Origin of the sequence: Curtobacterium sp. MCSS17_011 (assembly GCF_003224275.1) — a bacterium.
GTDB lineage: Bacteria > Actinomycetota > Actinomycetes > Actinomycetales > Microbacteriaceae > Curtobacterium.
On sequence record NZ_QKLE01000010.1, the window covers coordinates 13,316 to 27,062 of the forward strand.

General features: G+C 71.9%; 14 protein-coding genes. All 14 read left to right on the forward strand.

From position 1 onward, the window contains the following. Positions 1 to 13: 13 nt before the first annotated feature. The 14 genes from DEJ17_RS08960 to DEJ17_RS09025 all read left to right on the forward strand — a co-directional run bounded on the left by DEJ17_RS08960 (position 14) and on the right by DEJ17_RS09025 (position 13,667). Positions 14 to 1,120 (forward strand): histidinol-phosphate transaminase, encoded by a 1,107-nt coding sequence (locus DEJ17_RS08960; protein ID WP_110893149.1) that lies wholly within the window; start codon positions 14 to 16, stop codon positions 1,118 to 1,120. Further along, the gene (gene hisB, locus DEJ17_RS08965; protein WP_110859284.1) at positions 1,117 to 1,719 is read left to right on the forward strand and encodes an imidazoleglycerol-phosphate dehydratase HisB; all 603 of its coding nucleotides are present in this window, start codon (positions 1,117 to 1,119) and stop codon (positions 1,717 to 1,719) included. Before DEJ17_RS08960 ends, hisB begins: the two co-directional genes overlap by 4 nt. Next, complete coding sequence (gene hisH / locus DEJ17_RS08970) at positions 1,716 to 2,354, forward strand: imidazole glycerol phosphate synthase subunit HisH (protein ID WP_110893151.1); 639 nt, start codon at positions 1,716 to 1,718, stop codon at positions 2,352 to 2,354. Before hisB ends, hisH begins: the two co-directional genes overlap by 4 nt. A gap of 97 nt (positions 2,355 to 2,451) precedes the next feature. Beyond that, on the forward strand, positions 2,452 to 3,198 hold the full coding sequence (priA, locus tag DEJ17_RS08975) for a bifunctional 1-(5-phosphoribosyl)-5-((5-phosphoribosylamino)methylideneamino)imidazole-4-carboxamide isomerase/phosphoribosylanthranilate isomerase PriA (protein WP_110893153.1): 747 nt from the start codon (positions 2,452 to 2,454) through the stop codon (positions 3,196 to 3,198). Between the two features lie 4 nt (positions 3,199 to 3,202). Continuing rightward, positions 3,203 to 4,018, forward strand: a complete 816-nt coding sequence (locus tag DEJ17_RS08980; protein WP_181421116.1) for an SseB family protein — start codon at positions 3,203 to 3,205, stop codon at positions 4,016 to 4,018. Positions 4,019 to 4,144: 126 nt separating this feature from the next. Continuing rightward, positions 4,145 to 5,020 (forward strand): ParA family protein, encoded by an 876-nt coding sequence (locus DEJ17_RS08985; protein ID WP_110893155.1) that lies wholly within the window; start codon positions 4,145 to 4,147, stop codon positions 5,018 to 5,020. Further along, positions 5,004 to 5,807: a ScpA family protein gene (locus DEJ17_RS08990; protein WP_181421117.1), complete on the forward strand. Its 804-nt coding sequence runs from the start codon at positions 5,004 to 5,006 to the stop codon at positions 5,805 to 5,807. The genes DEJ17_RS08985 and DEJ17_RS08990 overlap by 17 nt, the downstream gene beginning before the upstream one ends. Further along, complete coding sequence (gene scpB, locus DEJ17_RS08995; RefSeq protein ID WP_258366736.1) at positions 5,797 to 6,486, forward strand: SMC-Scp complex subunit ScpB; 690 nt, start codon at positions 5,797 to 5,799, stop codon at positions 6,484 to 6,486. The genes DEJ17_RS08990 and scpB overlap by 11 nt, the downstream gene beginning before the upstream one ends. A gap of 1,261 nt (positions 6,487 to 7,747) precedes the next feature. Continuing rightward, positions 7,748 to 8,536 (forward strand): pseudouridine synthase, encoded by a 789-nt coding sequence (locus DEJ17_RS18040; protein ID WP_231495626.1) that lies wholly within the window; start codon positions 7,748 to 7,750, stop codon positions 8,534 to 8,536. Positions 8,537 to 8,593: 57 nt separating this feature from the next. Next, positions 8,594 to 9,706, forward strand: coding sequence for a prephenate dehydrogenase (locus tag DEJ17_RS09005; RefSeq protein WP_110893160.1), 1,113 nt, complete (start codon positions 8,594 to 8,596; stop codon positions 9,704 to 9,706). Between the two features lie 203 nt (positions 9,707 to 9,909). Further along, positions 9,910 to 10,605 carry a (d)CMP kinase gene (gene cmk, locus DEJ17_RS09010; RefSeq protein ID WP_051596569.1) on the forward strand — a complete coding sequence of 232 codons (696 nt, stop codon included), beginning with the start codon at positions 9,910 to 9,912 and terminating at the stop codon, positions 10,603 to 10,605. A 146-nt stretch (positions 10,606 to 10,751) separates the two neighbouring features. After that, positions 10,752 to 12,272: a ribosome biogenesis GTPase Der gene (gene der / locus DEJ17_RS09015; protein ID WP_071405612.1), complete on the forward strand. Its 1,521-nt coding sequence runs from the start codon at positions 10,752 to 10,754 to the stop codon at positions 12,270 to 12,272. 114 nt (positions 12,273 to 12,386) lie between these two features. After that, positions 12,387 to 13,013: a hypothetical protein gene (locus DEJ17_RS09020; protein WP_146239669.1), complete on the forward strand. Its 627-nt coding sequence runs from the start codon at positions 12,387 to 12,389 to the stop codon at positions 13,011 to 13,013. A 132-nt stretch (positions 13,014 to 13,145) separates the two neighbouring features. After that, positions 13,146 to 13,667 carry a hypothetical protein gene (locus DEJ17_RS09025; RefSeq protein ID WP_110893303.1) on the forward strand — a complete coding sequence of 174 codons (522 nt, stop codon included), beginning with the start codon at positions 13,146 to 13,148 and terminating at the stop codon, positions 13,665 to 13,667. The last annotated feature ends 80 nt before the right edge of the window (positions 13,668 to 13,747 follow it).

The following is a 13,747-nucleotide window of genomic DNA, read 5'->3' on the forward strand; positions in this document are numbered from 1 at the left end:
CTACGATGGATCGGTGGCATTCACGCTCGAAGACCTCCCGATCCGAGACGACCTGCGCGGGCAGAGCCCTTACGGCGCCCCGCAGAAGCACGTCCGCGTGCAGCTCAACGTCAACGAGAACACGCATCCCGTTCCGGACGACGTGGCTGCCGACATCGTCGAGTCGATCCGGCAGGCCCTGCTGACGGTGAACCGGTACCCGGACCGCGAGTTCACCGAGCTCCGACAGTCCCTCGCCGACTACCTCGGGCACGACCTGACCGCCGAGCAGCTCTGGGCGGCGAACGGGTCCAACGAGGTGTTGCAGCAGCTCCTCCAGGCGTTCGGCGGGCCGGGCCGCTCGGTGCTCGGGTTCCCGCCCACCTACTCGATGCACTCGATCCTCGCGTCGGGCACCGGCACCACGTGGATCCCGGCCCAGCGGGACGACGAGTTCCGCATTTCGCCCGAGACCGTCGTGGCGGCGATCCGTGCACACCAGCCGGACATCGTGTTCCTGTGCGGGCCGAACAACCCGACGGGCACCCCGCTCGAGATCGAGACGATCGCGGCCGCCTACGACGCGACCGACGGCATCGTCATGGTGGACGAGGCGTACGCCGAGTTCATGCCGTCCGACGCTCCGAGCGCCCTCACGCTGCTGCCCGGACGTGAGCGCCTCGTGGTCTCCCGCACGATGAGCAAGGCGTTCGCCTTCGCCGGCGCCCGGGTCGGGTACATGGCCGCGCACCCCGCCGTCGTCGACGCCGTCCGGCTGGTCCGGCTGCCGTACCACCTGTCCGCCTTGACCCAGGCGGCGGCCATCGCGGCGCTCCGGCACGCCCCCGAGATGCTGGCGATGGTCGACGACATCAAGGGGCAGCGCGACCGCATGGTCACGGAGCTCCAGGCCATGGGGTACCGCACCTACGAGACCTGGTCGAACTTCGTCCTGTTCGGCGGTGTCGCCGACCCGCACGCCGCGTTCGAGGCGCTGCTCGCGCGCGACGTCATCGTGCGCGACCTCGGCATCCCGAACCACCTGCGGGTGAGTGCGGGGACCGAAGCCGAGACGACCGCGTTCCTCGACGCCATGCGGCAGGTCGCCGCCGAGCAGCCGCCGGTTAGGGTTGAGGCATGACCGCCCGCACCGCCTCGATCAGCCGTTCGACGAGCGAATCGAGTGTCGAACTCGAGCTCGACCTGGACGGCACCGGGACCTCGTCGATCTCGACCTCCGTCCCGTTCTTCGACCACATGCTGACCGCGTTCAGCAAGCACTCCCTGATCGACCTTCGGGTGCGCTCGACGGGTGACACCGAGATCGACGTGCACCACACGGTCGAGGACACCGGCATCGTGCTCGGACAGGCGATCAAGCAGGCCCTCGGCGACCGCTCCGGCATCGGCCGGTACGGCGACGCCCTGGTCCCGCTCGACGAAGCGCTGGCCCAGGCCGTCGTCGACGTCTCCGGGCGTCCGTTCCTCGTGCACTCCGGCGAGCCCGCGGGCTTCGAGTTCCACCGCATCGGTGGGCACTTCACCGGCTCGATGGTCCGCCACGTGTTCGAGGCGATCACGTTCAACGCCGGCATCACCGTCCACGTTCGCGTGCTCGAGGGCCGCGACCCCCACCACATCGCCGAAGCCGAGTTCAAGGCGTTCGCCCGAGCCGTGCGCAAGGCGGTCGAACTGGACCCGCGCGTCGACGGCATCCCCTCCACGAAGGGCGCACTGTGACAGCCGCCAAGCCGAACGTCGTCGTCCTCGACTACGGGTCGGGCAACGTCCACTCCGCCGCCAAGGCGCTCGAGCGCGCCGGGGCTGATGTCACGCTGACCTCGGACAAGCAGGCGGCGCTCAAGGCCGACGGCCTGCTCGTCCCCGGCGTCGGGGCGTTCGCCGCCGTGATCGACCAGCTCGAGGGCGTGCAGGGCGGGGAGATCGTCGACCACCGTCTGGCCGGCGGGCGACCCGTGCTCGGCATCTGCGTCGGCATGCAGGTCCTGTTCTCGCGGGGCATCGAGCGTGGTGCCGACGTCGAAGGGCTCGGCCAGTGGCCCGGCACCGTGCAGGAGATCCAGGCCGAGGTGCTGCCGCACATGGGCTGGAACACCGTGCAGGCCCCCGAGGACTCCGTGCTGTTCGACGGGCTGCACGACGAGCGCTTCTACTTCGTGCACTCCTACGGCGTGACCGACTTCCCGCTCGAGGCGTACGGGCCGTTCCGCGCGCCCCGTCTGACCTGGGCCGAGCACGGCCAGAAGTTCATCGCCGCGGTCGAGAACGGGCCGCTCACCGCCACGCAGTTCCACCCCGAGAAGTCCGGCGAGCCGGGCATCCGCCTGCTCTCCAACTGGGTGCGTTCGCTCTGAACCCGGCCGACGCCGGGCGCGACGGCCGTGCCGGACGCGCACCGGGCCTCCCGGCCGTCCGCAGCCCCTTCTCCACCGCAACGAAACCGACAGGACCATGACCGACCTCACCGACACCCCGCCCCTCGTCCTGCTGCCGGCTGTCGACGTCGTCGACGGACAGGCCGTGCGACTCACCCAGGGCGAGGCAGGGAGCGAGACCGGCTACGGGGACCCCGTCGCCGCTGCCCGGACCTGGCGCGACCAGGGCGCCGAGTGGATCCACCTCGTCGACCTCGACGCTGCCTTCGGCCGTGGCGACAACCGCCGGGTGATCGCGCACGCCGTCCGCGAGGTCGAGGGCGTCTCGGTCGAGCTGTCCGGCGGCATCCGCGACGACGCCTCGCTCGAAGCGGCACTGGCGACCGGCGCGGCCCGCGTGAACCTCGGCACCGCGGCGCTCGAGAACCCCGACTGGGCCGCTCGTGTGATCGGAGAGTACGGCGAGCAGATCGCCGTCGGGCTGGACGTCCGCGGCACCACGCTGTCGAGCCGTGGCTGGACCGAGGACGCCGGTGACCTGTGGGAGGCGCTCGACCGGCTGGAAGCCGCTGGCTGTGCCCGCTACGTGGTGACCGACGTCACGAAGGACGGCACGCTGCAGGGGCCGAACGTCGAACTGCTCCGCCAGGTGTGCGACCGGACCGACCAGCCCGTGGTGGCCTCGGGTGGGATCTCGACGCTCGACGACCTCCGTGCGCTCCGCGAACTCGTGCCGCACGGGCTCGAGGGCGCGATCATCGGCAAGGCGCTGTACTCCGGGGCGTTCACGCTGCCGGCCGCACTCGACATCGCCTCCGAGTAACGCCGTGGCGGGCATCTCGAACGGCCGTGGCAGCGGGCCCGACGCCGACGACGCGCACACACCCGGCGGGGCCGCGGACTCGGCGGGCTTCTCGTGGGAAGGCCGCACGTTCGACCACCACGACACCGCGTTCGCGGACGACGACGGGCTCGCCGACCCCACGGTGGTGGCGGCCATCGGCTCGCTCGCCAACGGAGCGTCCCAGGCGGCGATCGTCGAGGCGCTCCGGACCGCCCGGCTGCTCATCCCCCTCATCGCCGAGGCGGGCGACGTGGGGGAGACCGACGAGGGCAAGCTCGTCGACAAGACCCAGGAACTCTCGATCGTGACGGTCGCCGGTCCGGACGGTCGCAGCGTCATGCCGGCGTTCACCTCGGTCGACGCCATGCACGCGTGGGATCCGGACGCGCGCCCGGTGCCGGTGGAGTCCCGCCGTGTGGCGATGGCCGCGGCGAGCGAGGACACCCAGCTCGTCGTGCTCGACCCGAAGTCCCCGACCGAGTTCGTGCTGCGTCGTCCGGCCGTGTGGGCGCTCGGGCAGGACCTGCCGTGGACCCCGTGCTTCGAGGACCCCGAGGTGGCCCGCGCCTTCGCGGCCTCGGTCGAGGGGGAGCCCAGCGTCGCCCGTGTGGAACTCGCGCCGGGCGACCCGGTCGGCCGGTTCGCCGGGCCGGAGTTGACGGTGGGCCTGGCGCTGCACCCGGGGCTCGATCGCGAGCAGGTCGGCGAGCTGGTCGGGCGGCTGCAGCAGCGGTGGTCGACCAACCCCGTGATCGCGGAGCGGGTCGACAGCATGCGCGTCGCGCTGCGCGCTGCCTGACGAGCAGCAGCGCCCGTGGCCGGGCTGCCAGCCAGCAGCGGCCGCGGCCAGGCTGCCAGCCAGCAGCGCAGCGGTCCCGCGGCGGTGCGACCCGGCCCAGCCCGAGGTCGCCGGTACGATGACGGGGTGAGCCCGAACCCGACGACCAACCCCACCGGCGCGACCACCCACGGTCCGACGGGGCGTCCCGTCCGGGAGTTCCCCGTGCCCGAGGAGCTCGACAGCACCGGACCCGCCCGCATCATCGCGCTCTGCAACCAGAAGGGCGGCGTCGGCAAGACCACGACGGCCATCAACCTGGGCGCCGCGCTCGCGGAGTACGGCCGCAAGGTGCTGGCCGTCGACTTCGACCCGCAGGGTGCACTCTCCGCGGGCCTCGGCGTCCGCACCCACGACATCCACACCGTCTACGACCTGCTCATGGGCGCCGTGAAGGACCCGAACCAGGTCATCCAGCCGACGAACACCCCCGGCCTCGACGTCATCCCGGCGAACATCGACCTGTCGGCGGCCGAGGTGCACCTGGTCAACGAGGTCGCCCGCGAGCAGATCCTGGCCAGCGTGCTCCGCAAGGTCGCGAACGACTACGACGTGATCCTGGTCGACTGCCAGCCGTCACTCGGCCTGCTCACCGTGAACGCCCTGACCGCCGCGCACGGCGTGCTCATCCCGCTCGAGTGCGAGTTCTTCGCGCTGCGTGGTGTCGCCCTGCTGATCGAGACGATCGACAAGGTGCGCGACCGCCTCAACCCGGCGCTCAAGCTCGACGGCATCCTGGCGACCATGTACGACTCGCGCACGCTGCACTCCCGCGAGGTCATGGAGCGGGTCGTCGACACCTTCGACGACCGCGTGCTCGACACCGTCATCGGCCGCACCGTGAAGTTCCCGGACGCCACCGTGTCCGCACGCCCGATCACGCAGACCGCGCCGGACCACCCTGCCGCCCACGCCTACCGGCAGCTCGCACGAGAGCTCGTCCAGCGTGGCGCCGTCGCCTGACGCGGGGTTCCGGGTCCGGCTCGCCAACTTCGACGGACCGTTCGACCTCCTGCTGTCGCTCATCACGAAGCACGAGCTCGACATCACCGAGGTGTCGCTCGGTGCCGTGACGGGGGAGTTCATCCAGTACGTCCGGCAGGCCGAGTCCGCCGACGAGCTCGACGAGGCCAGCGAGTTCCTCGTCGTCGCGGCGACGCTGCTCGACCTGAAGATCGTCGGGCTGCTGCCCCAGGGCGAGCTCGTGGACGCCGAGGACGTCGCCCTGCTCGAGGCTCGCGACCTGCTGTTCGCCCGACTGCTGCAGTACCGGGCCTTCAAGCAGGCCGCCGACTGGTTCGGGGAGCGCTGGGGCCTCGAGTCGCGCCGGCACGTCCGCAGCGTCCGGCTCGAGGAGCGGTTCCGCGCGCGCACGCCGGAGCTCGTCTGGACCCTGTCGGTGCAGGACTTCGCCGCGCTCGCCGCGCTGGCCTTCGCCCCGCGGGAGATCCCGACCGTCGGCCTCGACCACCTGCACGCCCCGCTCATCAGCATCCGGGAGCAGGCCGCGATCGTCGTCTCGATCCTCCGCACCCGCGATGGTGAGGGGGTCTCGTTCCGCGAACTGGTCGCGGGCGTCGACCAGACGGGTATCGTGGTGGCTCGCTTCCTCGCGATCCTCGAGCTGTACCGGAACGCGTCGATCTCGTTCGAGCAGCTCGAGCCGCTCGGGGAGCTGACACTGCGGTGGACCGCCGAGGACTGGTCCGACGAGAGCCTCGCGAACCTGGGAGCCGACTATGACGGATGACGCGCACGACGTCTCCAGCGCCGAACCCGGCGGCGCCGACGAGATGGCCGACGCCCGCGCGATCGAACGTGAGATCCACGAACGCGCCGCGACCGAGGCCCACCCCTCCATCCCCATCGACCGTCAGCTCGAGGCGATCCTGATGATCGCCGACCAGCCGCAGTCACTCGTCGCCCTCGGTGCTGCCGTCGGGTCGCCCGTCCCCGCCGTCCGCCAGGCGATCGAACGTCTGGTCGCCGACTTCGACGGCGTCGACGGCACGATCCGCCGCGGCTTCGAACTGCGCGAGGTCGGTGGCGGCTGGCGCTTCTACGTCCGCGCCGACCTGGACCCCGTGGTCGAGCAGTTCGTCGAGGCCGAGCGCCCCTCGCGGCTGTCGCAGGCCGCGCTCGAGACCCTCGCAGTCGTCGCCTACAAGCAACCGATCACCCGCTCGCAGATCGCTGCGATCCGCGCCGTCAACGTCGACGGCGTCGTCCGGACCCTGGTGGCGCGCGGCCTCATCGAGGAGTCGTTCACCGACGCCGAGACCGGCGCCATCAACTACGTCACGTCCGACCTGCTCCTGCAGCAGCTCGGCATCAACTCGCTCGACGAGCTGCCGCTCATCTCGCCCCTCCTGGACGACGGTGCGGACGGCTTCGAGCAGAACGAAGGGATCCCCGATGGCAGGGTTTGACGACCGGGGGCGCGGCGCGCCCCGAGACCGAGACGACCGCAACGGACGCTCGGGAGGCCCGGATCGCTCCGGCCGCCCGGCCGGCGGACGCGGTGGGGCCGGCTCCAGTGCCGGTGGCCGCTCCGGCGGGTACGGTCGCGACGACCGCGGGGGCGCACGCCCGCCGCGTGACGATGACCGGCGCGGCGGGTACCCGTCGCGCGACGACCGCGGCGGCGACCGTGGTGGGTACCGTGGTGCTGCGGCTCCGCGCGACGACCGTGGTGGCTACCGGGGTCGTGACGACCGTTCCGGTGGCGGCGACCGTGGCGGGTACCGCGGCAACTCGGCTCCGCGTGACGACCGTGGTGGCTACCGCGGCCGTGGCGACCGTGGTGCGTCCGCTCCGCGCGACGACCGCGGTGGTGACCGTGGGGGCTACCGCGGCAACTCCGCGCCGCGTGACGACCGTGGTGGCTACCGGGGTCGTGACGACCGTTCCGGTGGCGGTGACCGCGGCGGCTACCGCGGCAACTCGGCTCCGCGTGACGACCGTGGTGGCTACCGCGGCCGTGACGACCGTGGTGCTTCGGCCCCGCGCGATGACCGTGGTGGCTATCGGGGCTCCGCTCCGCGCGACGACCGTAGTGGCTACCGGGGTCGCGACGACCGCGGGAGCTCGGCACCCCGCGATGACCGTGGTGGGTACCGCGGTGCTTCGGCTCCGCGTGACGACCGTGGTGGATACCGGGGCCGTGACGACCGCGGTGCTTCGGCTCCGCGTGACGACCGTGGCGGCTACCGGGGTCGCGATGACCGTTCCGGTGGCGGTGACCGTGGTGGCTACCGCGGCAACTCCGCTCCGCGTGACGACCGTGGTGGGTACCGGGGCCGTGACGACCGTGGGGCTTCGGCTCCGCGTGACGACCGTGGTGGGTACCGCGGCCGCGACGACCGTGGCAGCTCCGCTCCCCGTGACGACCGCGGTGGGTACCGGGGTCGTGATGACCGCGGCTCCGCGCCGCGTGAAGATCGACGTGACGACCGCCGCACCCCGGACGGCCAGCAGAGCCGTGTCTGGCACAACGGCCGCCGCTACGTCGGCGGCACCACGAGTGTCCGCAACAGCGACCGCACCACGCCGAAGCCGAGCGGGCAGCGCGACGACCGGGGCAACCCGGCCGAGGGCACGCCCGAACGGCCGATCATCGAGGACTGGGACGCGGCGGACGGAACGGCACCTGCCGGGGCCGAGCCGGGCCTCCAGGCAGAGGGTGAGCGCCTGCAGAAGGTGATCGCCGCTGCCGGCGTGGCATCCCGCCGAGTCGCGGAGAACCTGATCGTCGAGGGCCGCGTGACGGTCAACGGCGAGGTCGTGGACGCCCTCGGGCGTCGTGTCGACCCCGAGAAGGACGCGATCAGTGTCGACGGCGTGCCCGTGCAGATCGACTCGTCGCGGCGCTACATCGTGCTGAACAAGCCGACCGGTGTCGTCTCGAGCCTGCAGGACGAGCGCGGTCGACGCGACCTGACCGAGTTCGTGGACCGCTACGAGGAGCGGCTGTTCAACGTCGGCCGTCTCGACACCGAGACCTCCGGGCTGCTCGTCCTGACGAACGACGGCGACCTGGCACACGTGCTGGCCCACCCGTCGTTCGGCGTGCAGAAGACCTACATCGCGAAGGTCCACGGCAATGTGAACCCCGCCGTGGTGCAGCGTCTGACCGAGGGCGTCGAGCTCGAGGACGGTCCGATCAAGGCCGACAAGGTGCGGTTGCTCGAGTCCTCGCGGGGGGAGTCGCTCGTCGAGATCACGCTGCACTCCGGCCGCAACCGCATCGTCCGTCGCATGCTCGAGGCCGTCGACCACCCCGTCCTCGAACTCGTCCGCCGGTCGTTCGGACCGCTGCACCTGGGCAGCCTGCCGCCGGGCAAGATGCGCGAGCTCGGCACGGTCGAGGTCGGCAAGCTGCTCAGCACCGTCCGTGACGCGAAGCCGTCCGCTCGTGACGACCGCGACGTCGCGCTGGACCAGGACGACGACGAGTACGAGGACGAGTCGGCTGACTGACCGACCCGAGTCTCGGGCATCGACCGATGCCCGAGCCTCGATCGGTAGGCTTGCCCGGTGACCGACGTGACCCCGACCGACATCGACCGCCGTCTGCGTGGCCCGGTCCGGGTCGTCGGCGCCGGGTTGCTCGGTGCCTCGATCGGTCTGGCCCTGCGTGAGAAGGGCGTGGACGTCGTCCTCGACGACGTCTCACCCGCCGCACTGGCGCTCGCCGTGGACTACGGTGCCGGGCGTCGACCGGCTGCGGGCGACCAGCCGGAGCTCGTCGTCGTCGCGGTGCCGCCGGACGTCGTCGCGACCGTGGTGGAGCGAGAACTCGCCGCCTACCCGGACGCCGTGGTGACCGACGTCGCCAGCGTGAAGTCCGGGCCGCTCGCTGCCCTGGTGGCAGCCGGCGCCGACGTCTCCCGGTACATCGGTTCGCACCCGATGGCGGGGCGCGAGCGCAGCGGGCCGACCGCCGCCCGCGCCGACCTGTTCTTCGGGCGCCCGTGGGTGATCGCCGGGCACGACGGCATCACGTACCAGCGTGCCGCGGCGGTCGAGGACCTCGCGCTCGACCTCGGCGCCACCGTCGTGCCGATGGACCCGGAGTCGCACGACCTCGCCGTGGCGTACGTCTCGCACGCACCGCAGCTCGTGTCGACGCTGATGGCCTCGCGCCTGCGGGACGCCCCCGACGGGTCGCTCGGCCTGGCGGGCGGCGGCGTGCGCGACGTCACCCGGATCGCCGCGAGCGACCCCGGGCTCTGGGTGCAGATCATCGGGGCGAACGCCGGGCACATCCGGCCGGTGCTCACCGACCTGCGCGACGACCTGTCCCGCGTGATCGACGCGCTCGGCGACCCGGACGGTGCCGGCTCGCCGCGCACCATCGCCGAGACCATCGCCGACGGCAACCGCGGCGTCGAACGGCTGCCGGGCAAGCACGGCACCACCAAGCGCTTCGCCCAGGTGGTCGTCCTGGTCGACGACACCCCCGGGCAGATCGCCGCACTCCTGACGTTCATCGGGGAGATCGGCATCAACCTCGAGGACATGCGCCTCGAGCACTCACCGGGCGCACAGATCGGCATCGTCGAGGTGTCGGTGCTGCCCGAGCAGGAACAGCGACTCGTCGAGGAACTCGAGGGGCGCGGATGGAGGATCGCAGCAGCATGGGCCTGAACGACGACACGAACGCAGCGACGAACGACTCCGGTGTGACCGCCGGACGCGCTCCGGCCGGCGGGACCGACGGGCCCGACTCCGGCTTGCCGACGCCGACGCCCGGTGACGGGGCACGCGGCGGTGCGGAGGGCGGACCCCTCGGCGGTCCGGCCGGTGGCCTCGGCGAACCCGGCGGGGAGCCCGGCTCGACCAGCGCCCCGATGCCGTCCGGTCTGGCCGACGGCGCCTACGTGGCGAAGATCGTCATCGCGGTCGACGGCCCCGCCGGCAGCGGCAAGTCGAGCGTCTCCCGTGCGGCCGCGCGCGCCCTGGGCTACGGCTACCAGGACACCGGCGCCGCCTACCGTGCACTCGCGTGGCACGCCCTGCAGCAGCGGGTCGACCTCGACGACGCCGCGGCGATCCTGGCCAGCTGGGACACCTTTGACTACGCCATCGGCACCGACCCCGACGACTACTACGTCAAGGTGGGGGAGACCGACGTCACCGAGGCGATCCGCACCCCCGACGTCACCGGCGCGGTCGCCCACATCGCGAAGCTCCCGGACGTCCGGAAGCGCCTGGTCCAGCTGTTCCGGAACGTGATGCGGAAGACCGACGCCCCGGGCATCATCACCGAGGGCCGGGACATCACCACGGTCGTCGCGCCGGACGCCGAGGTCCGGATCCTGCTGACGGCCGACGAGTCCGTTAGAATGGCCCGACGCTCGGCGGAGGTCACGACCCAGTCGGCCGCCGAGACCTCCGCAGCACTGGCTCGTCGCGACGCGGCGGACGCGAAGGTCGTCGACTTCATGAACGCCGCCGACGGCGTCACGACGCTCGACTCCACCGACCTCGACTTCGACCAGACCGTGCAGGCGGTCGTCGACCTGGCCCGCGCGGCCACGCACTGACGCAGACCGGACCGCCTCGGCGGGCCGATCACGCACTGACGCAGACCGGACCGCCTCGGCGGGACGGTCCACCACGGCCGGACCCCCGGCCCCGGCCGGCAACGGCCACCGACACCGCGGCCCCGGCCGCTCGCGAGGAACACAAGATGGCTCAGCTGGACAACCCGGACAACGACGACTTCCCCCGGTACGACGACGCCCTCGGCGAGCGGCTCGCCGGACTCGACGAGGCAGAGGCCGAGCAGCGCGCGACCGCGCTCCGCGCCGGACTCGAGGAGTACGACCTCGAGGACGAAGACCTCGCCCTGCTCGAGGCCGGTCAGGTCGGCGAGGACGGCGTCCACTACCTGCCCGCCTACCCGGTGCTCGCGATCGTCGGCCGCCCGAACGTCGGCAAGTCCGCGCTCGTGAACCGCATCCTCGGTCGTCGTGAGGCCGTCGTGCAGGACGTCCCCGGCGTCACCCGCGACCGTGTCAGCTACAAGGCCGACTGGAACGACAAGCGCTTCACGCTCGTCGACACCGGCGGCTGGGAGCCCGGCGCCGAGGGCATCAACGCCTCGGTCGCCGCGCAGGCCGAGGTCGCGATCGACCTCGCCGACGCCGTGCTGTTCGTCGTGGACGTCACGGTCGGGATCACGGCCACCGACGAGCATGTCGTCAAGATGCTCCGCGGCACCGACCGCCCCGTCATCGTCGTCGCGAACAAGGCCGACGACGAGCGCCGCGAACTCGACGCCTACGAACTCTGGAACCTGGGGCTCGGCGAGCCGCACCCGGTGTCGGCCCTGCACGGCCGTGGCGTCGCGGACCTGCTCGACCTGATCATCAAGACGCTGCCCGACACCTCGGCCGTCGCCAAGCAGGAGGTCGGCGGCCCCCGCCGCGTGGCCATCCTCGGCCGCCCGAACGTCGGCAAGAGCTCGCTGCTCAACAAGGCCGCCGGTGAAGAGCGGGTCGTCGTGAACGACATCGCCGGCACGACCCGCGACCCGGTGGACGAGCAGATCGAGCTCGGCGGCAAGGTGTGGCGCTTCGTCGACACCGCCGGCATCCGGAAGCGCGTCCACATGCAGCAGGGCGCCGACTTCTACGCCTCGCTCCGCACCACCGCCGCGCTCGAGAAGGCCGAGGTCGCCGTCGTCGTCCTCGACGTCACCGAGCCGGTCTCCGTGCAGGACCTCCGCATCATCGACCTGGTCCTCGAGTCCGGCCGTGCCCTCGTGCTGGCCTACAACAAGTGGGACCTGCTCGACGACGAGCGCCGCCGCTACCTGGAGCGCGAGATCGAGCAGGACCTGGCGCACGTCGCCTGGGCCCCGCGTGTGAACATCTCCGCCCGCACCGGCCGTCACCTCGAGAAGCTCGTGCCCGCGCTCGAGACTGCCCTCGAGTCGTGGGACACCCGCATCCCGACCGGCAAGGTCAACGCGTTCATCGCCGAGCTCGTGCAGGAACACCCCCACCCCGTGCGCGGCGGCAAGCAGCCTCGCATCCTGTTCGGGACCCAGGCGTCGAGCCAGCCGCCGACCTTCGTGCTCTTCACGTCGGCGTTCCTCGACCCGCAGTACCGACGCTTCATCACGCGTCGCCTCCGCGAGGTCTGGGGCTTCTCCGGCACGCCGATCAACGTCAACATGCGGGTGCGCGAGCGCCGGAAGCGCTGAGCCCTCCCACCCGTCACGCAGAACGCGCCCCGATCCGTCGGGGCGCGTTCTGCGTTCGCGTTCGGCTTGGAGGCCCGCAGCCGGTCCGGCACGCCCGTGCGGCATCATGGGGGCGTGGGTACCGGGCCGTGGGCAGCGGACCGACGTCGGCTCGCCCTGGTGGGCGTCCTCGTCGGTGTGGTCGTCGTGGGCTCGGTGTCCCTGTGGACGATCTCGCACGCACCGGACGACGGCGACACGGTCACCCGTGCCGACGCCGTGGCCCCCGAGCCGGCGCGGTCGCCCGACGTCCGACTGCAGCCGTCGAACGCCCTCGAGGAACCGATCGAACCCGAACCCGTCCGTCCGGTCGACGGCTCACCCATCGACCCGTGGTGGCGCCGCGTCCCGCCGGTCTCCGGCGACATCGTCGGCATCGGAGCGGCTGCCTCGGGGCACGTCCGGATCGCCGCGAACACGGGTGACGAGACCCTCGCGGTGGAGATCGACCACCTGGAGACCGGCGGGGACGGCCCGGTGGACGTCGTGCTGTCCGCGGGGACGGTGCGCGGTGGGGCGAAGCCGGCGTGGACCCCCGCCGGGGAGTCCTACGACCTGTTCCAGGCCGCCGGGGTCGAACAGGGGCTGACCGTCGTGCTCAGCGACCCGTGGACGCTGCCCGACGAGGTCCGTTCCCTGGTCCTGCTGGACGCCGACACCGGCACCGTGCTGGGCGGCGCGGCACTCGTCCCGTCGGACTGAGCGGGGCGCTGGCCGCTGCGCCGACGCAGAATGACAGAGTCGTGGACGTCCGACGTCGACGTGTCGTTCCGCATCGGTGCTCGTGGCTGTGCCGCGTCCGCTGCCGCCGCCGGGATGGGGCACGATGTACTGGTGACGCAGCAGAACGACGGACTCGGTGTGCTCGCCGACCGTGTGTGGTGCCGTCTGCGCCTCGACCGGTTGGCCGGAGGCCGGCAGTCCGGGTACGTGATCCGTGAGGACATGCTCGAACACCCCGACACCGTCCGATCGTTCCGGTGGATCCGGTGGCTGCTCGTCGCCGAGACCGTCGTCGGGCTCGCCGCCGTCGTGGTCGCCGTGCTGCTGACCCGCGCGGGGGAGTCCCTGTCGTGGGCGGTGTGGTTCCGGTCCACCGTGGTGCTGCTCATCACCCTGACGCTCTACCTGTTCGCCTGGCGGGCGCAGCTCGGGTACTACTGGGCGTACCAGCGGCTGCGGTTGTTCAGCCGGATCTTCCCGATCGTGACCCTGATCGTCGCGGCGATCCCGGGGCTCTACCCGTTCTGGATGGTCATCGAGCAGATCCTGTTCTCGGTGCTCATGGTCGGCATCGGCGACGTGCTGACCAGCGACCACATGCGGGCCACGTTCCCGAAGCCAGCGCGGCGGTAGGGCACCAGCCGGCGGCGGCGGACCGGATCTGCGACAGAACACGCGTCGATCGACAGGTGGAATGTCGCAACGGTGGTGCG

What these genes read in the sequence shown, in the direction of transcription:
- der (WP_071405612.1), top strand. Translation starts at nt 10,752, where the DNA reads ATGGCTCAGCTGGACAACCCGGACAACGACGACTTCCCCCGGTACGAC.
- priA (WP_110893153.1), top strand. Translation starts at nt 2,452, where the DNA reads ATGACCGACCTCACCGACACCCCGCCCCTCGTCCTGCTGCCGGCTGTC.
- scpB (WP_258366736.1), top strand. Translation starts at nt 5,797, where the DNA reads ATGACGGATGACGCGCACGACGTCTCCAGCGCCGAACCCGGCGGCGCC.
- hisB (WP_110859284.1), top strand. Translation starts at nt 1,117, where the DNA reads ATGACCGCCCGCACCGCCTCGATCAGCCGTTCGACGAGCGAATCGAGT.
- cmk (WP_051596569.1), top strand. Translation starts at nt 9,910, where the DNA reads ATGCCGTCCGGTCTGGCCGACGGCGCCTACGTGGCGAAGATCGTCATC.